We start from the raw sequence: 18,155 nt of genomic DNA, 5'->3' as shown, positions 1-18,155 counted from the left end.
ATGCAAAAAGAGTTACTTACATTCCAGTTGAAGACGGTCAGGGGATGGGTGAATTATCACCTGGAGGATACGGATGAAAGTCTCATGGACATCGTGCCGGCCGGATTCAATAACAATCTGCACTGGCAGTACGGGCACGTGGCCGCAAATTTTGAAACCGAGCTCGTCAGGCTTCTCGGTAAAGACAGTACGACGGCGGATGCATTCAACAAGTATTTCGGCACCGGCACAAGCCCTGATGACTTCGATGAAGGGACACCGTCCATCGAGGAGATCAAGGAAGTCCTTGAGCGCCAGCCGGGTGAGTATGAGAGTGTCACCGAGGAACAGCTGCAGGAGAAGATGGATGAGCCTTTCCTGGGCATGACGATGAGCTATGAGCGGGCAGGATTCGCGATGCTGCACGAAAGTCTCCATGCCGGAAAAATCCAGGAAATGAAACGCCTCCTCGAGAACCAGTATTAAAGTGGAAATTTACGGTATCCATATGACTTTTACATTTTTATAACAATCTTAATGATGCTATTATAAATGTAAGAGGTGAGAGAGATGAAGAAGATGTATGATGCCGTTGCAGATGAATATATAAAATACCGCAATGACCTCCCTGAGATGCTTCTGCCGGGCCTGGAAACCAGGGGGATCGATTTCAGCGGTGCCAAAGTTGCAGATTTTGGCGCAGGCCCGGGTTTTTTAAGCGAGCAGCTGAGTGCGAGGGGCGCAATCGTCGATGCCGTGGAACCTTCCGGGGAATTCTACAGCCATGCCGTGGAGATGTTCAAAGACAACAACAAAGTCAACTTCAACCTATCATATGGTGAAAAGTCAGGCCTTCCAGTGAAGACTTTCGATATCGTCATCTCCCTCAGATCATGGGACTGGTTCGACCGTCGGGAAGTGCTGGAAGAAGTGCAGAGGATTCTGAAGCCGGATGGTTATCTGATCATCGCGGATTTCGGTTTTACCGATTCATCGGAAACGGTGAAGGAGTCGGTGAAAGTAATCAGGAAATGTGCCAAAAAATATAAGGTCAAATCAAAAATACATAAACAGGAAACTGACGGACTGATCACCGGTTTTCCGCTTGAATGGATAGAAGAATGGCAGGAGTACAGGTTCGACATACAGGATTTATATAAGCGGAGTTATAAGATGGAGTTCACGCATGAAGGATGGATCGACCATCTCAGCCCGCTGTCGAGCCTTGTCCCATTTAAACCGAAGCACCGGAGGAAGACTTTGAAGAAGATCAGCGAGCATCTGAAAGATAAATATGAAGATGATGTATACAGGATCGGTCATGAGATGAATGTGGCCATCCTCAGGAACAGAAGCTGAATATCGCAGACGGGGAAGCAGAACATGCTTCTTTTTTTTTGCATTTTCACGTATTCAAAAAGTGTAAAAAGAATGAAAAAAGAAAAATATCCATGAAAGCGTGAACATTCTGCATATGCATGCAGAATCAGGGTGTTTATGCAGAATGCCGGTTTCCGGATGAAATAAAATGACGCAATGACAAAATTATTATTAAACTTTCAAATTATTTTAAATAGATTTACTTTATGAATTTAATCACATATTATTTGAGAAACATTGATAATACTGGTATCATAGTAATTGAAGATAAGTCGTGGAAGACCTCTGTGTATAAAATAAATTTCAAATTGGGAGTGTGGATTTAATGTTTGCAACAGACCGTTTCTCAGCAGACCTGAAAGTTCAGGAGTATAAGAACATTGCGATGAACAATGCAAAGCTGGATAAAAAGAAGGCAGCGAAAAAATCGTTCGCAAGCCGGCTCGTTAGCATCATCAGCCTGTAAATAAGAGAACCGTCCCTGAAAAGAAGAGGGACGGTTTTTTTATTTGATGAAATTGAGCTGCCATGACAGGCCGAAGCGGTCCTGGACGAAGGCGAAATACCTGCCGGTCCCGTATTCATCCAGCGGCATCAGTATTGCGCCGTCCTTTTTGAGTTTCCTGTAATACAGTTCCGCTTCATCCATACTCCCGCATTCGATATAGAATGACATGCTCGGTGTGAAGCTGAATTCTTCCGGAGTCCGGCTGTCATTGATCATCAGCCGCTGCCGTCCGATTGAGACCACCGCCTGCATGACTTTCCCTTCGAGTCCGGGGGTCTCCTTCCCGAATTCCTGCAGAAATTCAATCTCCATATCATGGAAGGTGTCCTTGTAGAAAGTCAGGGCTTCCATCGCATTGCCGTTGAATGTCAGAAAAGGTAAAAATGACTTCATGTTCTCACCGCCTGTAAGTTATTTTACTGCATGCATATATGGTATACTACTAATAAACTTGACGCATTGTCAGTTTGGAAATTTCCTATATAATCTGTAAAGAATCGGGACGTAAAAATGATTAGAATTCTAATATCAAGTGTCATTATCGGCACAGTCACAGGACTGGTACTGCTGTTGTTTTTTGCCTACATTCAAATGCTGACGGGCATCGGACTGATGAATCTGCTGCTGGACATCGACTTCATATATGCGGGTTCCCTGAGCCTGTTCACGGAAATACTGCTGCATCTGCTGACCTCAGTCATCATTGCGCTCATATTGAAGACCGTCCATGTCCATAAGCGGTGGTGGTATTTACCGGTGGTCATCATGATGCTCCTCATCACTGTGGCGCTTTATTTCATTCTGCAGTGGGCCGGGAACACATCAATTTCGGATAACAGCATCGGTTTCATACTATGGGTCATTTTCCATATCGGTTATTTCGAATTGATCTATTATATGCATAAAAGCGGGTATTAGATGGGTAGTCGGATTTTTGATTTTAATGTAAGGGAGGATGGTTATGCGTAAAAAAGCTGTCGATGTAATGGAAGAGATGCTCAAAGTGAGGGAACGGGTCACCAGGGACGGCGAGGAACTTTACCGTTCGTGGGAGGAATATGATATCCGGGAATCCTACCGGGTGAGCGCCCGGAACCTGGCATATTATATGGCGTTCAGGCAGAAGGATATGCGTCATCTGCAGGAGGAGCTGATCCCCTGGGGCGTATCCTCCCTTGGAAGGCTGGAAGCCGATGTGATGGGGACGCTCAATGCCGTCTGCAAGACGATGAGCCTCATCACGGATACAAAACTTGAAGATCCGGATATCGATTACCACTCCATGCAGACGTTTGAAGAACGTTACAACTTATTGAATAACCACACCGCAGAAATTTTCGGCGACGCGGTGGATGACCGGAACACGCATGTGCTTGTGACGATGCCGACCGAAGCCGCCGAAGATAAAAAGCTCGTCCGCGGCCTGATTGACGCCGGGATGGATATGGCACGTATAAACTGTGCCCACGATGACGAGCACACCTGGGGCAGGATGATAGAGAACATAGAGGAAGCTTCAAAGGAAAGCGGCCGGAAATGCAGGGTGCTGATGGATATCGGCGGGCCGAAGATCCGGGTGAAGACACTGCTGACTTCAAAGCGAAACCCGAAACTCTACGTCGGTGAGAAGTTTTTATTATCGAACCAGGAAGCAATGACACTGTCGGCCGGCGTCGAGATCGCGATCAATACGACGGTCCCCGAAGTGTTGAAGAAAGTGGATAAGGGCCAGCTCATCAAGCTGGATGACGGCCATATCGAAGCTGAAGTCGTTGAGATCAAGGACGAGGGACTGATATGCGAAACGACGAAGGCGGTCAAGGAGAACGGTGTGAGAGTCAAAACCGAAAAGGGCATCAACTTCCCAGATCTCGACCTCGACCTTTCGGTGCTCACTGAAAAAGACTATAAGGATTTGGAATTCGTCTCAAAGCATGCGGATGTCATCGCATTCTCGTTCATCAAATCGGCAAGGGACATGCAGGAGATCGAAGCGGCGCTTGAAGCGGTGCTCGAGGGGGAACGGGCGGACCTGCCGATCGTCGCAAAGATAGAGACGGTCGAGGCGATCGACAACATGCCTGAGATCATCGTGAGCGCCAGCGCAAAAAGACCGTTCGGCGTGATGGTCGCACGCGGCGACCTTGCGGTCGAAATCGGCTATGAGCGGCTGAGTGAGATACAGGAAGAACTCCTGTGGATCTGTGAAGCCGGGCATACACCGGTGATCTGGGCCACACAGGTGCTGGAATCACTCGTCAAGAGCGGCATACCGACCCGTTCGGAGATCTCCGATGTCGTCGCCGGCTCAAGGGCCGAATGCATCATGCTGAACAAGGGCGACTATATCGTAAGCGGCGTCCGGGCAGTCGATGACATCTTAAGGAAGTTCGAGGATCACCATCATAAGAAGACATCGATGCTCCGTGCATTGAATATCGCAGAACAGCAATTCTGACACAACCCTCCGGGGTTGTGTCTTTTTTGATTGGACGGGTGTTTTATTTGGATGAAAGCAGCCATGGAGCGCGGGAATTCTGGTAAACTTTTGTATATGATATATGAAAAGGCGGGATGACATGAAGCAGGCGCTCGTTGTGATCAACAGGAAATCCGGACAATTTAAAAGACGCGGGATTGAATCGGCGCTGATACATCAGCTGAACGGGACCGGTTATGAAGTGATGATCAAACAGACGCCGGAGAGCGGTGCGGGCGGCATCATTTCAGCCCATGCTGCAAATAAAGATCTCGTCATTGCCGTCGGAGGGGACGGCACGATCAGTGAAGTGATGGATGCGGTGCTGAAGGAGGGGCTTGAAATCCCCATCGCCGTCATCCCGACCGGCACGGTGAATGACCTCGCCCGCGTCCACGGCATCCCGCTCGATGCGAAAAAGGCGATCCGGATACTCGGGGCCTCCACCCCGGTCCCTATCGACATCATCAGGATGGATGACAGGCATGCGAGCTATCTGATCGCGCTCGGTGCATTCATGACGGCTTTTGCCGAAGTGGATGCACGCATCAAACATAAGACCGGCCGCCTCGCATACCTATTCGCCGGCATCAAGATGCTCCTCCGCTTAAAAAAGTACAGTGTGACGATAAAGACCCGTGATACGGAAGTGCAGTCGGCCTCGGTGCTCACGATCATCTCAAAACTGCGGTCGGTCGGGAGCCTCGGCCGGCTCATCAAAGAAGCGGAGGCGGAGGACGGCCTGCTCCATATCATCAACATCGAACCTGTGAATGTATTCGAAGCCCTCCATCTCGTCTTCCTCGCAGTCAAAGGCAATCTGACGGACCATGAAAAGGTCACTTACCTCACCGCCGGGGAGGCTCGAATCAGGGCGGCCGGCCTTTCCCATATGAACATAGACGGGGACGTCCACGATTACAGGGATATGGACATTTCAGTGGCGCGGGGCGCTGTCTCACTGATGAAACCCCGGAAGTAGTGGGAATACTTAAACTTCTCCTCCAAATATTGAAATATTATACCAAAAGCTATATGCTATAGCGGTGATAATTATTATGGAGGAGGCGGCCCGATGAAGATCAGGAAAAAGCTCAAACAGACGAATTTTGAAAAGAAGAAGATTTCTTTCAACCCTAAAATCACTCAGCAGACGATCATCAATTTCATCACGATCATCGTGGGATCTTTTTTATTCGCAATAGGCGTCAACTCGTTCATGATTGCCGGAAACCTTGGTGAAGGGGGCTTCATCGGGATATCGATCATCCTCTTCTACGCATACGGCATCCCGACGGCGCTCAGCAACCTTGTGCTGAACTTCCTCATTCTGATCGTCGGTTTCAGGTTCCTCGGCAAGCGGGCGATGTATTATACGATCATCACGATCCCGATGACATCGCTCATGCTGTGGATCACGGAAGACTGGCAGATCGAGTCGAATGAGATTCTTGTGAACACCGTGTTCGGGGGCCTCTTCATCGGGCTCGGCATCGGGCTGATCATCCGCATCGGTTCGACGACCGCCGGAACGACGATACTTGCCCGTATGGCCAACAAATACCTGGACGTCAACGTCTCGTATGCACTTCTGTTCTTCGATCTGATCGTTGTGGCCATCGGCCTGACCGTGATGACGCTCGAGCAGGCGCTCCTCACCGTGATCGCACTGTACGTTGCGACGAAGGTGATGGACTTCATCATAGAAGGTATGAATCCGAAGAAGGCGATCACGATCATCACCGAAAAGCCGGAAGTGCTCGGCAAGATGATCAATACGGAAATCCGGCGCGGTGTGACAATCATGAACGGGCGCGGATTTTATTCGAAGAAGGATAAGGACGTACTATATGTCGTCATCAATAAATCCCAGTTGACGCGGCTGAAGCGGCTCATCAAGCGGTACGATGAAAATGCATTCGTCGTCGTGCATGATGTGAACAGCGTGCTCGGCAACTACTTCATATAAAGCAAAAAAGACAGGGCAACCTGTCTTTTTTTCATCCCTGCTTCTTATGGAAGACCTGGAAGCCCTCGACTTCGGCGACCCTTTTAAAGCCGCGGTATTCGAACCAGTTGATGGTGAAGGCCTTCGCGACCTTCCTGCCCGACATCATGTAGAGGTCCATGACTTCCCGGGTCTCCTCGAGATACATATCCATCATCTTTGAACCGATGCCCTTCGTGAGGTAGTCGTCATGGATCAGGATATTGTTTATGTATTGTGTGAAGATATGATCCCCCGATGAACGGATGATTCCGACGAGCCTGTGGCCGTCCCAGGCCGTCACGAGGTAATCCGATTTCACGACCGCCTCGTACAGCGCATCATCCCGGTTCTCATACTTCTTGATCTGTTTTGCGGAATAAAATTCCAGCAAAGCTTCTTTTGAAATGCCTCTCTCTGTAGAAAGATGAATCATGACGTCCAACTCCTCTTCAATAAACTCATCATAATGGAATGTTCTGAAAAATGAAAGAATAATTGTGTTTTCAAAATATGTTTCTTATAATTGGGTATATTGACGGAGAACCCTATAACAATCAGGAAAGAGTGAATCATATATGGAAATCTACAATTATCAGAAATGGGACGTTTCGGCGACCCCTGAAGAAGTTTTTGAATTCATCAATGACGATCGGAAGCTGCAGGAAGTCTTCGGCATCATCGACAGGATCGAGTACAGCACCAATGAAAAAAGGGAGGAAGGGGCGAAGTTCCTCACAACGCTGAGCGTCAAAGGGAAGACATACCGCTTCCGCAGTGAAGTCGTCGAATACGCCGATGATCGGAAAATCGCCGTCCGCTCAAGATTCAGACAGGCGGATGTGATCACGCACTTCACGGTCGTGCCGAACAACGGCGGCGTGGACATTTCAGTGCGTTCGGAACTGCGCAACGCAAAAACAAGGGCGAAAGTGCTTGCCGGTGCGATGAAACCCGTCATCGGCCTCATCATGAACCGCAGCATGGACAAGCTGGTGGACCATATAGAGAAATAAGCCGCGATGACGGCTTATTTTTTTATTTGAAACAAAAAAGTGAAAATTATCTTTATTCCTAGTCTGATACTATGTATAATATCAATGAATATAAGGAGGGGTTTTATATATGAAAAAGTTATACATATTATTGTTTGGCGCTTTGCTCATGCTCACCGCCTGCGCGGATGACAGCGGGGTCGAAGAGGCTGCGGATAACGGGGAGTCAGCGGAGGAGAATGAGGGTGAACATATCAACTTCAGCCTGCTGTCGCTGCCGAGTTCACTGGATCCGCACGCAGCGAATGACGGGTATTCCCTGTATGTCATGACGAACATCTACGAAACACTGGTGAAGCTCAATCAGGATCTGGAGCTTGAGCCGGGGCTTGCCGAGTCATATGAGCAGATCGAAGAAACGACTTGGGAATTCGTCCTGCGTGACGGCATCACTTTCCATGACGGCAGCGAATTCAATGCCGAAGTGGTGAAGGCGAATCTGGACCGTGTGCGCGACGCGGAGGTCGGCGCGCCGCTTGAATTTTTATTCACCGAAATCTCTGAAGTAGAAATCATCGATGACCGCACTGTCCATATTCATACCGCAGAACCATTCGCGGCGCTCCCGGCACATCTTGCGCACCCGGGCGGACATATGATCAGCAAAGAAGTGATCGATGAGGATTACGCGCAGATGGAGGAAGGCGGGGATCCGCTGACTGAAGTGCACAGGAATCCGGTCGGGACGGGCTTCTTCAAATTTGATGAAATCGTAGAAGGGGATCAAGTGACACTCGTCAGGAATGAAGAGTACTGGGGTGAGCCTGCGAATCCTGCCGGCGTGACATTCAAGACCGTTCCCGAAGATGCGACACGGATCGCCGAGCTATCGACCGGGGATGCAGATCTGATCTACCCGGTGAACCCGGGTGATGTGGAACAGATCGACGGTACCGACGGCACTTATGTCGAGCAGAATGAAAGTGCCAATATGACGTATATGGGCTTCAATACGGAAGTCGAACCGTTCGATGACCCGGATGTCAGACGTGCAATCGCAATGGCGATCGATAAGGAAGCCATCATCAATGAAATGCTTGAAGGCATCCCGGCAGTCGCAACGACACCGCTGAACCCGACGGTGAACGGCTACAGTGAAAACATCGAGCCGATTGAACATGATATCGAGGCGGCAAGGGAGCTGCTTGAAGAAGCGGGGCACGGTGACGGATTCTCTGCGGAGATCGTGGTGAACGACCGGACGAATGCGGACATTGCGACATTCATCCAGGGTGAGCTTTCAGAGCTCGGCATCGATCTGGAAATCAACCAGATGGAGTCAGGGGCCTATCAGGAATACACCGCAAACGGCAGCCATGATGTCTTCATGGGCAGCTGGGGCACGGTGACGCTCGATGCGGATTACGGACTTTATCCGATGTTCCATTCGGATAATATGGGTGCACCGGGCAACCGGACGCGTTATGCGAACGAGGAAGTCGATGCAATGCTGGATGAAGCGAGGACGGAGACGGATGAAGAAGCACGGCTGCAGCTCTATGAAGATGCCCAGCAGATCATCGTTGATGAAGCGCCGCTCGTCCCGGTCTACCATTCCGTGCTGCTTGCCGGACTGAATGAGGACTTGTCTGGCTATTACCAGTATCCGAGCAGTTTCCCATATTTGAAAGATTTGGAAAAATGATAAAAACTTTCTATATCGTTGAATTTTTTATGGTTGAATAGACAACTTCCTGATATAGTACTATTATATGAAAGATTGATTGGAGGTTTACTATGAAGGTCATTAAAGCGCACGATTATGACGCCATGAGTAAAGAAGCTGCAGAAATTATTTATCAGGCTATAAAAAATAAACCGGATATCACATTGGGGCTTGCGACAGGGTCGACCCCACACAGGATGTATGAATATCTGGCGGATATGCTGAACGAAAACAAGATCGACTTATCGAAAGTCCACACAGTGAACCTGGATGAGTATGTCGGTCTCGGCGAGGGCGACCCGCAGAGCTACCACCATTTTATGCACGAGGAATTTTTTGATAAAATCGACCTTCCTCTGGAAAATACACATCTGCCCGATGGCAAGGCGGAGGACCTTCAGGCTGAAGTCGAGAATTATGAACAGCTGATCAAGGACCTCGGCGGCATCGACCTGCAGCTGCTCGGCGTCGGCCGCAACGGACATATCGGTTTTAATGAACCCGGTACTCCATTTGACAGTGTGACCCAGGTCGTCGGACTGACCGACCTGACGATTAAAGATAACTCAAGATTTTTTGAAAAAGTTGAAGATGTACCGACCGAAGCCCTGTCGATGGGGCTGAAGACGATCATGGAGACGAAATCGATCCTCTTCCTCGCTTCAGGCGAAGGAAAGCAGTATGCCGTCGATGCACTGCTGAACGGTGAAGTGACTGAGGACATTCCTGTCACTATACTTCAGAAACATGATGACGTGACCGTCATCGTCGATAAGGAAGCGGCCGGGGAGTAACTTTATTTATGATTGAGAAGAAGCTGGGATTTTTCCCGGCTTCTTTTTTGGCGTTTTGGGAGTATCTTTCGAACGCCGCCGTTCAGATACGAAGATTTTCAAGGCCATCTGAACGGCACGGGCTCCCAAGTGTTTAGTTAGCGTGATTTTTAAGGTTATCTAAACGGCAGAGGCTCCCAAGTGTTTAGTTAGCATGATTTTCACGACCATCTAAACGGCAGAGGCTCCCAAGTGTTTAGTTAGCATGATTTTCAAGGACATCTGAACGGCAGAGGCTCCCAAGTGTTTAGTTAACGTGATTTTTAAGGTTGAGTGAGCAGCTTTATTCTCCTGCTGCTCATTCACGGTGATTTTTAAGGCTGAGTGAGCAGTTTTATTCTCCTGCTGCTCATTCACGGCGATTTTTGAAGCTGAGTGAGCAGATTTGACCCGCAGCTGCTCATTCACGGTGATTTTTGAAGTTGAGTGAGCAGTTTTATTCTCCTGCTGCTCATTCACGGTGATTTTTAAGGCCATGTGATCGCCTCATAATTCAAAAATAAAAAACCCGGGGAGCCCCGGGTTTCCATCATTCGCCTTTATTGAATTTCCTTATATTTTTGATTATGCCCTGGTCCGTCGACAGTATGCTGCCCTTGTAAATCCGGGCGGCGAAGTAGACGGCGATCCCGATGGTGATAAGCACAACGATGATGCCAATCAGCACCGTCACATGCGACGTATCCGGATCTAAAACCCGTAAAGGCATGACGAACGGTGTGAAGAATGGGAAGTAGCTGGTGATGCGGACAAGCAGGTTGCCCGGATCGAACAGGTTGAACATCCCTAAATACATGCCGCCGAGCGACATCATCGTAACCGGCAGCAGCGCCTGCTGCAGATCTTCCATCCGGCTAACAAACGAGCCGAGCAGGGCGGACACCGACAAGTACAACACGAGCCCGAGCAGCAGGAAGATCAGGCTGTAGATGATCATCGGCACGGTGCGGTCATTGGCCTCGAGGCCGAATTCCGAAATCAGCTCCCCGATATCGACGAGGTAGATGACCGCGATGATCGTCACGACGAAGAAGAACAGCTGGGTCAGGCTCACGCAGATGATTGCGAGAATTTTCGCAAACAGGTGATTGACCGGCGAGACGCTCGAGACGATCATTTCGATCACCCGCGACGATTTCTCCATCGCGATTTCCGTGCCGATCTGGCTCGCATAGTTGATGACGATGAAGAACATGACGAACACAGTAATGTAGAAAATGACGACGTTCAGATAGTTCGGTTCGGCACCGGCCTCCACCTCCACTTCACCTTCTGCAGGGGAGACCGAAGTTTCATAATCGACCGAAACCTCAGCCATCATCAGTGCCGCTTCCTCTTCGGAGAGGTCGAGCGTCTCCATCACCATCATCCGGTTCATATCTTCGAGCGCGATCTCAATCTCCGCCTGCTGTGCGGCATTGATGTTGAACTCGCTTTCGACGACCGCGCTGACGGGCACCGTCTCATTGACCGTAATGACGATATCCCCGTCACTTTCGACAACACTCATCTCTCCGCTCATCCGGGAGAGCACCTCGCTGAACTGTTCTGTGAATGCATCGGATGCTTCAACTTCCACCGTCCCGATCTCTTCGGAACCGTCGAATAAATTCATGATCTTATTGAAATTCCCCGCAAGGATGATCAGCAGCATGACGATGATCGTCGTGATGATGAATGATTTCGCTTTGACTTTGGATAAGTACGTATGACGGAAAGTGGTCAGGAATTTATTCATACTGGCGGCCCACCTTCGCAATGAATATATCGTTCAGTGACGGCTCATTCACCTGGAACCGCTTGAAGTAGCCGAGCTTGACGATTTCATGGAAGATGTCCTCCGCGTATTTCTCCTCGGCGATTTTAATGACGCTTTTGTTCCTGTTCTGTTTCATTTCAAGCACGCCCGGAAACTCCTTCAAAAATGAAATGTCATGTTTCCCTTCGATGATCAGCTCTTTCTGGCCGAAGTCCGCCTTGATATCATCGATGTTGCCGCTGACGACCTGGCGCCCTTTATTCAGTATGCAGAGCTCTTCGCACAGTTCCTCCACATGATCCATGCGGTGGGTGCTGAATAGGATCGTGGCACCGTTCCGGTTCAGCTCCTTGACCGCCTTCTTCAGGATCTCCACATTCACGGGGTCGAGGCCGCTGAACGGCTCATCCAAAATGATCAGCTCCGGTTCATGGATGATGGATGCGATCAGCTGGATTTTCTGCTGGTTGCCCTTCGACAGTTTTTCAATTCTCTTCTGCTTGTTTTCAGGCACTTCGAATTCCTCAAGCCAGAAGTCCAGCTGCCGGTCGATCTCCTGCTTTTTCATGCCTTTGAGGCGTGCGAGGTACTGGATCTGCTCATCGACCTGAAGCTTCGGATGCAGGCCGCGTTCCTCCGGCAGGTAGCCGATTTTATCGGTCATGTCATAACCGATTTTCGCACCGTCATATGTAATATCTCCGGCGGTCGGTACGAGCAGGCCGAGCAGCATCCGGAAGGTCGTCGTCTTGCCGGCGCCGTTGCCGCCGAGGAAGCCGTACATGCTGCCGCGGGGCACCTCGATATTTATATCGTCCACAGCTGTGAAATCATTGAATTGTTTTGTCAGATTTGAAAGTACGAGACTCATATTTATTCCCCCCTGAATAGATTTAGTTTATCATATTAGAATACAATCCAAATAGTTAAACCAGAATGAGGAATCAATAATGGAAAATGTAAAGGAAAATAAAAAACCGTCGGCTTCTTTTAAGGACTTCATGTCTTTATTGAACCGGACGGAAGTGAATAAAGGGCTCTTCATCACCGGTGTCGTGCTGTCGTTCTTCGGCATGATCGGTGGGCTCATCGTGCCGCTTCTGACGCAGTCGTTCATCGACGGCTTCGATACGGAGATGTTCACAGCGGGGCTCGCTGCGGCGATCATCGGGTTGTTTCTGATCAGTGCCGTGCTCGACGGCATCTCATATTATGTGCTGGCCAAAGTCGGGCAGACGATCATCCAGCGCCTCCGGGAAATGGTGTGGGATAAGTTTTTGAAGCTGCCCGTGAAATATTATGATGCGACGAAAAGCGGTGAATCGGTCAGCCGGCTCGTCAACGATACCGCCATCATCAAAAACCTGATCACCTCGCACTTCCCGCAGGTGATCAACGGCACGCTCTCAATCGTCGGGGCAGTGATCATTTTATTCATACTGGACTGGCGGATGTCTTTGATCATGTTCGTATCGGTGCCGATTTCAATCTTCATCATCCTGCCGCTCGGACGCCGCATGGGCAGGATATCGAGGCAGCTGCAGGATGAGACCGCGGCGTTCACCGGCACGTCCCAGGAGACGCTCGGTGAAATCCGCCTGATGAAATCATTCAACGGGGAAGCATATGAAAGGAAGACCGGCCGCAGCGGGATAAAGAGGCTTTACGACTACGGTATGAAGGAGGCGGCGATCAACGCGCTGCTTTCACCGATCATGTCGACCGTCATGATGTTCGTCATCATTCTGATCATCGCCTACGGCGGCCTGCGCGTCGCCGACGGCACGATGACGATCGGGACGATGGTGGCCTTCCTTCTATACCTGTTCCAGATCATCATGCCGATGACGATGTTCGCGATGTTCTTCACCGAATTCAATAAGGCACTCGGTGCAACCGAGCGGATCATCAATATACTGAAGATGGATGATGAGCCGGATGCCGCGGAACTTCCGGATAAGGACATCAAGTTCAACAGCATCGAGTTTGAAGATGTGAGCTTCGGCTATATCGAAGGCGCACCGGTGCTTCAAAATATTTCATTCCGTGCGGAACCGAACCGGAAGGTCGCCTTCGTCGGGCCGAGCGGAAGCGGGAAATCGACGATCTTCTCACTGATCGAGCGGTATTATGAAATCGATTCGGGGCGGATACTGATCGGCGGGGAGGATATCACCAACATCCCTTTATACGAACTCCGCAAAAACATCGGCTACGTCGCCCAGGAGAGTGCCATCGTCTCAGGCACCATCCGGGACAACATCACCTACGGCCTGGAAACGGGCGATTATACGGAAGAGGATATCGAGCGGGCCGCCGAAAGCAGCTACGCTTCGGAATTCATCGACGAGCTTGAAGACGGTCTCGATACGGAAGTCGGGGAGCGGGGCATCAAATTATCCGGCGGTCAGCGCCAGAGGATCGGCATTGCCCGGGCCTTCCTGAAGGACCCTGAAATACTGATGCTTGATGAGGCGACCGCAAGCCTCGATTCACGCTCCGAACGGTTCGTCCAGGAGGCGCTTGATGAATTGATGAAAGGGCGCACGGTGCTTGTGATCGCGCACCGACTGAGTACGATCATCAATTCAGATAACATCTTCTTCATTGAGAACGGCCGGCTGACCGGCAGCGGCACCCATACCGAACTGATGCGGACGCATACCATGTATAAGACGTTTACGGATCAGCAATTCACGCAGGAACGGGGCGTAGCGACATGATCGAGCTTTATCATGCATTTGCACCGGTCATCCCGGTATTCTTCATACTGTTCATCGGCATCGTGGCCGTATTTCTGCTGCTCGGCAGGACATCGGGGCACGAGCTGAATAACCTGAAACGGAAACTCACCCTGCTCATTTACATCGGATTCACGGTGAATCTCGTGGGCATGGTGCTGGTCACGCTGATGCCGACGGATTATCCGAACCGTCTTGTGCAGCTGACGCCTTTTTTGAGCATCATTGAAACACTGCAGTATGCGACCCCGAGGGCGATCTTCAACTCGCTATTTTTGAACATCATACTGTTCATACCTTTCGGCTTCTTCACATACATCCTGACGAGGCGGGCGGGGCTTACGGTTTTCCTGTCCCTTTTCGTCTCCGTCACCATTGAAGTGCTCCAATATGTCCTGCCGATCGGCAGGATTTCAAACGTCGATGATGTCATCTTGAACACCACCGGCGGTGTGCTTGGAATGTTATGCGGAGTGCTTGCTTTAAAGATACAGATTGTTTATAATATTCTCACAACGGGAAAGGGAAAATAAAGCAGGTCAAACAAGGGGGTATGCAAGTATGTACAAAAACAAGAATCTGTACGATTTATCAAATATTGAACTTGCAGCACATGAAGCCATCGGCCCGGAACTTGTCGGAACGATTGAATTTGAAAATGACGGAAAGTATATCTTCCAGGGCGCATTGGTGCTGACGACGGAGCGGGTATTCGTCAATATAGAGAATGTTGACGGGGAAATCGAACATCATCAGCTGAAATATACGGATATTTCACTCGTCACTGTGGAAAACCGGGCTTTATCGGGGAAGATCATCCATTTCTGGCTGGGCAAGAAGATCGAAGTGTCCATGAATGTCACCCATGATAAGAACCTTCAGAAGTTTTTGGAGTTCTACCGTAAACACAGAGCCCGTGCACTGCAATATGAAAACTACATTTATGAAGATGCGCGTTGATTATACGGCATCATGATAGGCCGGTTATGCACCGGCCTATTTTTATTGTATAATTGAGGGGATATTTTTTAGGAGCATACATGATTATGAAGATTAAAATTTTAATGTTGCTTGCAGGCGTCCTCATATTGACCGGCTGCAGCAATTTCAGGGAAACAAGTGTATCCGAAGACGGGGAAGTGCGCCGGCTCATGACGGACAACGAAGGCGAGGTGGAAATCCCCGCCGATCCGGAACGCATGGTGCTGATGCGGCCGGTCGATGTGCTCAATGCGCATCTCCTGGATGCGGATATCGCAGCCGTCACAGAAAGTGTGCGCGGCAATGAATTCGTCAATGAACATCTGGGTGACGTCTCATTCATCGGGGAAGCGGATTTCGAAGCGGTGCGCGGGGTCGATCCGGACCTCATCGTCCTCAGCGGCCAGCATATGCACCGGGCGGAGTACGGTGAAATCGCCCCGGTGATCTCACTCAACTACAACGATGAATTCTTCAATTCATACGGGGACCGCGTCTACCTCATGCAGCTTGCCAAGATGGGCGTGATCCTCGGTGAGCAGGAGCAGGCTGCAGCACTTACGGACGACTGGATGGAACGGATGACCGAACACAGGCGGGCGCTCACCTTCGACCCCGCTGAACATGAAGCGGCGGTGCTCGTCGAAGGCGCGGAGGGGTTCTTCATCTATGATGAGTTTTCAGCGTACGGCACCGAGATCATGTACGACCTGCTCGGTTTCGATGTCGCGGGGGATTTCCGCGGATTGAGGGAGGCGGAACCGTTTGAGCAGCATCCTCCGGCTGCGTTTCGGGACCTCGGCACGGATTACGTCCTTGTGAATAAACATCCCGATACCGAAGCAGGTGACCTTGCGGCTGAATTGTCGGCGGCGCTGTCGATTCCGGAAGCCCGTGTGCTCGTCGTCGAAGCGGAGGATTTCATCACCAATGACCTCATCTCGCTCGAAGGCCAGGCCCGCATTATAATTGAAAAACTAGAGTAAGTGGATGCCGTGACGCATCCGCTTTTTTTATGTATGATGAAAGCATTAAGGACGGTGGTAATATGACAATGGAAAATATATATCCTGAAGAGTTCGGCTATCATTTTTCAAACGGCAACTTTGAACGAATCTACAGGCAGACGGCCTCCGTGTTCAAATCCCGGATGAGCATGAACGATTTCGCGGAGGCCGCATCCGAGTTCCGGGACGGCACGGGCAGATTCCAGCTGAAACATCAGTCGCAGCTCGAGCCGGGCATCAAGCGGTTCTGCTGGGTGGATTCAGGCACTGAGCGGATGGTCGTCACCGCCTTCAACGATGCGGGGGAGATCGTCGGCGTCCAGTTCGACATCTACGAAAAATTCAAGACGGACCGGGTGCTCACGATCAACCGCTACCATCTGCCGTTCACGGGTGAATGGTTTGTGCTCTGGGGCGGGGCGAACAACTTCATGAACTACCATTATCCGCACAAACATCAGCGTTATGCCTACGACTTCATCAGGAAAGAGGGCGGCATGGCACACTCCGGCGACGCTGATGATTTGAATGCATACTACGCCTACAGCAGTCCGGTGACCGCCCCTGCAGCGGGCACGGTGGTGCGTGTGCTTGACGGCATCGCCGATAATGTACCGTTCGAGATGAACACCGAAGCGCCGGAAGGGAATGCGGTCATCATCGAGCATGCGAACAATGAATATTCCCTCCTCGCCCATCTCAGGAACCGTTCGATAATGGTCGAGGCGGGTGACGAGGTGGCTGCCGGCGATATGATTGCACAGTGCGGCAACAGCGGTGCTTCCGATACGCCGCATCTCCATTTCCATGTGATGGGCGGCATCGATCCCCATGAATCCGACTCCATCCGCATCCAATTTGCATCAGGCCGCGAACCGGTGCAGGGTGATAATGTGAGAGGCCGTAAATGATGGAGATAAAAGCGCGCGGCCCCTACAGCTTTGAAGAGACGCTCAGGTATATGAAGCGGCAGGACGACTGTCTGTATACGGTGAAAAATGATGCGGTCTACAAGGCCGAATCGTTCGGCGGCCATAAAGTGCTGATGAAACTGACTGCCGGTGCGGAAGACAGTGTGCAGATCGAAGTTTTATTCAATGAAGGGGCATCTTCTGAAGACATCAGGGACTACTGCATCGAATGGCTGGACCTTGGTTATGATCTGGAGTCATTTTATGAGTTTGCCTGCGGGGACCAGCGCCTCGGCCGGATGGTCGAAAAGCGCCATGGCTACCGGATGGTGGGCAAAGTCGATATCACCGATGCATTTTTATGGGCGATACTCGGCCAGCAGATCACGATGAGTTTTGCGTATGTATTGAAGCGGCGAGTCGTCGAATATTGCGGGCACCACCTCGAGTATGAAGGGGAGCGGTTTTTATTGATGCCCCCTGCGGCCGAAATCGCCGCAATCCACAGCGACGTGCTGCGGGAGATGCAGATCTCAAGGCGGAAGACGGAATATATACAGGACGTGATGAAGGGTGTCGATGCAGGCGAACTTTCGAAAGCGCGGCTCGAGACCTTTGAGGACTACGGGGAAGTGCTGAAATATATGACGTCATACCGGGGCATCGGACCGTGGAGTGCGAACACCGTCCTGATGCGCACGCTGAAGTTCAGGAATGCCGTACCGGTCGGAGATGCCGGCATCAAAAATGCGATCCGCCTCGTCGACGGCATGGATGCCGCCCCCTCCCGGGCATATATCGATCAAGTCACGGACCAATGGGGCGAATTCGGCATGTACGCAACACTTTACATGTGGGAGACGCTGTAA

21 protein-coding genes are annotated in these 18,155 nt (G+C 50.5%); 16 read left to right on the top strand and 5 right to left on the bottom strand.

What is annotated here, in order from left to right; translation table 11 throughout:
* The 3 genes from CRN96_RS06045 (at nucleotide 1) to CRN96_RS13240 (ending at nucleotide 1,825) form a co-directional block, all read left to right on the top strand.
* Complete coding sequence (locus CRN96_RS06045; RefSeq protein ID WP_097040162.1) at nucleotides 1-465, top strand: DinB family protein; 465 nt, start codon at nucleotides 1-3, stop codon at nucleotides 463-465.
* An 84-nt stretch (nucleotides 466-549) separates the two neighbouring features.
* On the top strand, nucleotides 550-1,338 hold the full coding sequence (locus CRN96_RS06040; RefSeq protein WP_097040160.1) for a class I SAM-dependent methyltransferase: 789 nt from the start codon (nucleotides 550-552) through the stop codon (nucleotides 1,336-1,338).
* Between the two features lie 346 nt (nucleotides 1,339-1,684).
* Nucleotides 1,685-1,825 carry a hypothetical protein gene (locus CRN96_RS13240; protein WP_179647126.1) on the top strand — a complete coding sequence of 47 codons (141 nt, stop codon included), beginning with the start codon at nucleotides 1,685-1,687 and terminating at the stop codon, nucleotides 1,823-1,825.
* Between the two features lie 39 nt (nucleotides 1,826-1,864).
* Here the strand turns inward: CRN96_RS13240 and CRN96_RS06035 are convergent, their stop codons facing one another.
* A complete protein-coding gene (locus tag CRN96_RS06035) occupies nucleotides 1,865-2,260 on the bottom strand; it encodes a VOC family protein (RefSeq protein ID WP_097040158.1) in 396 nt (131 codons plus the stop codon).
* Between the two features lie 117 nt (nucleotides 2,261-2,377).
* On the opposite strand from CRN96_RS06035, the gene CRN96_RS06030 reads away from it, so the two are divergent.
* The 4 genes from CRN96_RS06030 to CRN96_RS06015 all read left to right on the top strand — a co-directional run bounded on the left by CRN96_RS06030 (nucleotide 2,378) and on the right by CRN96_RS06015 (nucleotide 6,315).
* Complete coding sequence (locus CRN96_RS06030; RefSeq protein WP_143544291.1) at nucleotides 2,378-2,785, top strand: hypothetical protein; 408 nt, start codon at nucleotides 2,378-2,380, stop codon at nucleotides 2,783-2,785.
* A gap of 43 nt (nucleotides 2,786-2,828) precedes the next feature.
* Nucleotides 2,829-4,325 carry a pyruvate kinase gene (locus tag CRN96_RS06025; protein WP_097040154.1) on the top strand — a complete coding sequence of 499 codons (1,497 nt, stop codon included), beginning with the start codon at nucleotides 2,829-2,831 and terminating at the stop codon, nucleotides 4,323-4,325.
* A 103-nt stretch (nucleotides 4,326-4,428) separates the two neighbouring features.
* A complete protein-coding gene (locus CRN96_RS06020; RefSeq protein ID WP_097040152.1) occupies nucleotides 4,429-5,328 on the top strand; it encodes a diacylglycerol/lipid kinase family protein in 900 nt (299 codons plus the stop codon).
* 93 nt (nucleotides 5,329-5,421) lie between these two features.
* On the top strand, nucleotides 5,422-6,315 hold the full coding sequence (locus tag CRN96_RS06015; RefSeq protein WP_097040150.1) for a YitT family protein: 894 nt from the start codon (nucleotides 5,422-5,424) through the stop codon (nucleotides 6,313-6,315).
* A gap of 31 nt (nucleotides 6,316-6,346) precedes the next feature.
* On the opposite strand, the gene CRN96_RS06010 is transcribed toward CRN96_RS06015, so the two are convergent.
* Entirely contained in the window at nucleotides 6,347-6,769 is a 423-nt protein-coding gene (locus tag CRN96_RS06010) for a GNAT family N-acetyltransferase (RefSeq protein WP_097040148.1), read from the bottom strand.
* A gap of 142 nt (nucleotides 6,770-6,911) precedes the next feature.
* Between CRN96_RS06010 and CRN96_RS06005 the strand changes: the two genes are divergently transcribed.
* The 3 genes from CRN96_RS06005 to nagB all read left to right on the top strand — a co-directional run bounded on the left by CRN96_RS06005 (nucleotide 6,912) and on the right by nagB (nucleotide 9,848).
* Nucleotides 6,912-7,349 (top strand): SRPBCC family protein, encoded by a 438-nt coding sequence (locus CRN96_RS06005; protein ID WP_097040146.1) that lies wholly within the window; start codon nucleotides 6,912-6,914, stop codon nucleotides 7,347-7,349.
* Between the two features lie 109 nt (nucleotides 7,350-7,458).
* Entirely contained in the window at nucleotides 7,459-9,033 is a 1,575-nt protein-coding gene (locus CRN96_RS06000; protein ID WP_097040144.1) for a glutathione ABC transporter substrate-binding protein, read from the top strand.
* A 92-nt stretch (nucleotides 9,034-9,125) separates the two neighbouring features.
* The gene (nagB, locus tag CRN96_RS05995; protein WP_097040142.1) at nucleotides 9,126-9,848 is read left to right on the top strand and encodes a glucosamine-6-phosphate deaminase; all 723 of its coding nucleotides are present in this window, start codon (nucleotides 9,126-9,128) and stop codon (nucleotides 9,846-9,848) included.
* A 210-nt stretch (nucleotides 9,849-10,058) separates the two neighbouring features.
* Here the strand turns inward: nagB and CRN96_RS05990 are convergent, their stop codons facing one another.
* From CRN96_RS05990 to CRN96_RS05980, 3 genes are read right to left on the bottom strand one after another with little or no spacing between them, the layout of a single operon-like run.
* Entirely contained in the window at nucleotides 10,059-10,364 is a 306-nt protein-coding gene (locus CRN96_RS05990; protein WP_097040140.1) for a hypothetical protein, read from the bottom strand.
* A 52-nt stretch (nucleotides 10,365-10,416) separates the two neighbouring features.
* Nucleotides 10,417-11,625, bottom strand: coding sequence for an ABC transporter permease (locus CRN96_RS05985; RefSeq protein ID WP_097040138.1), 1,209 nt, complete (start codon nucleotides 11,623-11,625; stop codon nucleotides 10,417-10,419).
* Nucleotides 11,618-12,517: an ABC transporter ATP-binding protein gene (locus CRN96_RS05980; RefSeq protein WP_097040135.1), complete on the bottom strand. Its 900-nt coding sequence runs from the start codon at nucleotides 12,515-12,517 to the stop codon at nucleotides 11,618-11,620. The genes CRN96_RS05985 and CRN96_RS05980 overlap by 8 nt, the downstream gene beginning before the upstream one ends.
* Before the next feature lie 79 nt (nucleotides 12,518-12,596).
* Here CRN96_RS05980 and CRN96_RS05975 point away from each other — a divergent pair, with 79 nt between their 5' ends.
* The 6 genes from CRN96_RS05975 to CRN96_RS05950 all read left to right on the top strand — a co-directional run bounded on the left by CRN96_RS05975 (nucleotide 12,597) and on the right by CRN96_RS05950 (nucleotide 18,155).
* Nucleotides 12,597-14,369: an ABC transporter ATP-binding protein gene (locus tag CRN96_RS05975; protein ID WP_097040133.1), complete on the top strand. Its 1,773-nt coding sequence runs from the start codon at nucleotides 12,597-12,599 to the stop codon at nucleotides 14,367-14,369.
* The gene (locus CRN96_RS05970) at nucleotides 14,366-14,920 is read left to right on the top strand and encodes a VanZ family protein (protein WP_097040131.1); all 555 of its coding nucleotides are present in this window, start codon (nucleotides 14,366-14,368) and stop codon (nucleotides 14,918-14,920) included. The genes CRN96_RS05975 and CRN96_RS05970 overlap by 4 nt, the downstream gene beginning before the upstream one ends.
* Before the next feature lie 28 nt (nucleotides 14,921-14,948).
* On the top strand, nucleotides 14,949-15,347 hold the full coding sequence (locus tag CRN96_RS05965; protein ID WP_097040130.1) for a PH domain-containing protein: 399 nt from the start codon (nucleotides 14,949-14,951) through the stop codon (nucleotides 15,345-15,347).
* A gap of 86 nt (nucleotides 15,348-15,433) precedes the next feature.
* On the top strand, nucleotides 15,434-16,354 hold the full coding sequence (locus tag CRN96_RS05960; RefSeq protein WP_179647125.1) for an ABC transporter substrate-binding protein: 921 nt from the start codon (nucleotides 15,434-15,436) through the stop codon (nucleotides 16,352-16,354).
* 68 nt (nucleotides 16,355-16,422) lie between these two features.
* On the top strand, nucleotides 16,423-17,286 hold the full coding sequence (locus tag CRN96_RS05955; protein WP_245844560.1) for a M23 family metallopeptidase: 864 nt from the start codon (nucleotides 16,423-16,425) through the stop codon (nucleotides 17,284-17,286).
* On the top strand, nucleotides 17,283-18,155 hold the full coding sequence (locus CRN96_RS05950) for a DNA-3-methyladenine glycosylase family protein (protein WP_097040126.1): 873 nt from the start codon (nucleotides 17,283-17,285) through the stop codon (nucleotides 18,153-18,155). The genes CRN96_RS05955 and CRN96_RS05950 overlap by 4 nt, the downstream gene beginning before the upstream one ends.

Source organism: Salinicoccus kekensis, from assembly GCF_900220995.1.
Taxonomy (GTDB): Bacteria; Bacillota; Bacilli; order Staphylococcales; family Salinicoccaceae; genus Lacicoccus; species Lacicoccus kekensis.
The sequence above is the reverse complement of the archived record's forward strand: the minus strand, read 5'-3'. Positions and strand labels throughout refer to the sequence as shown.

Coding starts and splice junctions, on each gene's coding strand:
- CRN96_RS06045 (WP_097040162.1), top strand. CDS start 1: ATGCAAAAAGAGTTACTTACATTCCAGTTGAAGACGGTCAGGGGATGG.
- CRN96_RS06040 (WP_097040160.1), top strand. CDS start 550: ATGAAGAAGATGTATGATGCCGTTGCAGATGAATATATAAAATACCGC.
- CRN96_RS13240 (WP_179647126.1), top strand. CDS start 1,685: ATGTTTGCAACAGACCGTTTCTCAGCAGACCTGAAAGTTCAGGAGTAT.
- CRN96_RS06035 (WP_097040158.1), bottom strand. CDS start 2,260: ATGAAGTCATTTTTACCTTTTCTGACATTCAACGGCAATGCGATGGAA.
- CRN96_RS06030 (WP_143544291.1), top strand. CDS start 2,378: ATGATTAGAATTCTAATATCAAGTGTCATTATCGGCACAGTCACAGGA.
- CRN96_RS06025 (WP_097040154.1), top strand. CDS start 2,829: ATGCGTAAAAAAGCTGTCGATGTAATGGAAGAGATGCTCAAAGTGAGG.
- CRN96_RS06020 (WP_097040152.1), top strand. CDS start 4,429: ATGAAAAGGCGGGATGACATGAAGCAGGCGCTCGTTGTGATCAACAGG.
- CRN96_RS06015 (WP_097040150.1), top strand. CDS start 5,422: ATGAAGATCAGGAAAAAGCTCAAACAGACGAATTTTGAAAAGAAGAAG.
- CRN96_RS06010 (WP_097040148.1), bottom strand. CDS start 6,769: ATGATTCATCTTTCTACAGAGAGAGGCATTTCAAAAGAAGCTTTGCTG.
- CRN96_RS06005 (WP_097040146.1), top strand. CDS start 6,912: ATGGAAATCTACAATTATCAGAAATGGGACGTTTCGGCGACCCCTGAA.
- CRN96_RS06000 (WP_097040144.1), top strand. CDS start 7,459: ATGAAAAAGTTATACATATTATTGTTTGGCGCTTTGCTCATGCTCACC.
- nagB (WP_097040142.1), top strand. CDS start 9,126: ATGAAGGTCATTAAAGCGCACGATTATGACGCCATGAGTAAAGAAGCT.
- CRN96_RS05990 (WP_097040140.1), bottom strand. CDS start 10,364: ATGGCCTTAAAAATCACCGTGAATGAGCAGCAGGAGAATAAAACTGCT.
- CRN96_RS05985 (WP_097040138.1), bottom strand. CDS start 11,625: ATGAATAAATTCCTGACCACTTTCCGTCATACGTACTTATCCAAAGTC.
- CRN96_RS05980 (WP_097040135.1), bottom strand. CDS start 12,517: ATGAGTCTCGTACTTTCAAATCTGACAAAACAATTCAATGATTTCACA.
- CRN96_RS05975 (WP_097040133.1), top strand. CDS start 12,597: ATGGAAAATGTAAAGGAAAATAAAAAACCGTCGGCTTCTTTTAAGGAC.
- CRN96_RS05970 (WP_097040131.1), top strand. CDS start 14,366: ATGATCGAGCTTTATCATGCATTTGCACCGGTCATCCCGGTATTCTTC.
- CRN96_RS05965 (WP_097040130.1), top strand. CDS start 14,949: ATGTACAAAAACAAGAATCTGTACGATTTATCAAATATTGAACTTGCA.
- CRN96_RS05960 (WP_179647125.1), top strand. CDS start 15,434: ATGAAGATTAAAATTTTAATGTTGCTTGCAGGCGTCCTCATATTGACC.
- CRN96_RS05955 (WP_245844560.1), top strand. CDS start 16,423: ATGGAAAATATATATCCTGAAGAGTTCGGCTATCATTTTTCAAACGGC.
- CRN96_RS05950 (WP_097040126.1), top strand. CDS start 17,283: ATGATGGAGATAAAAGCGCGCGGCCCCTACAGCTTTGAAGAGACGCTC.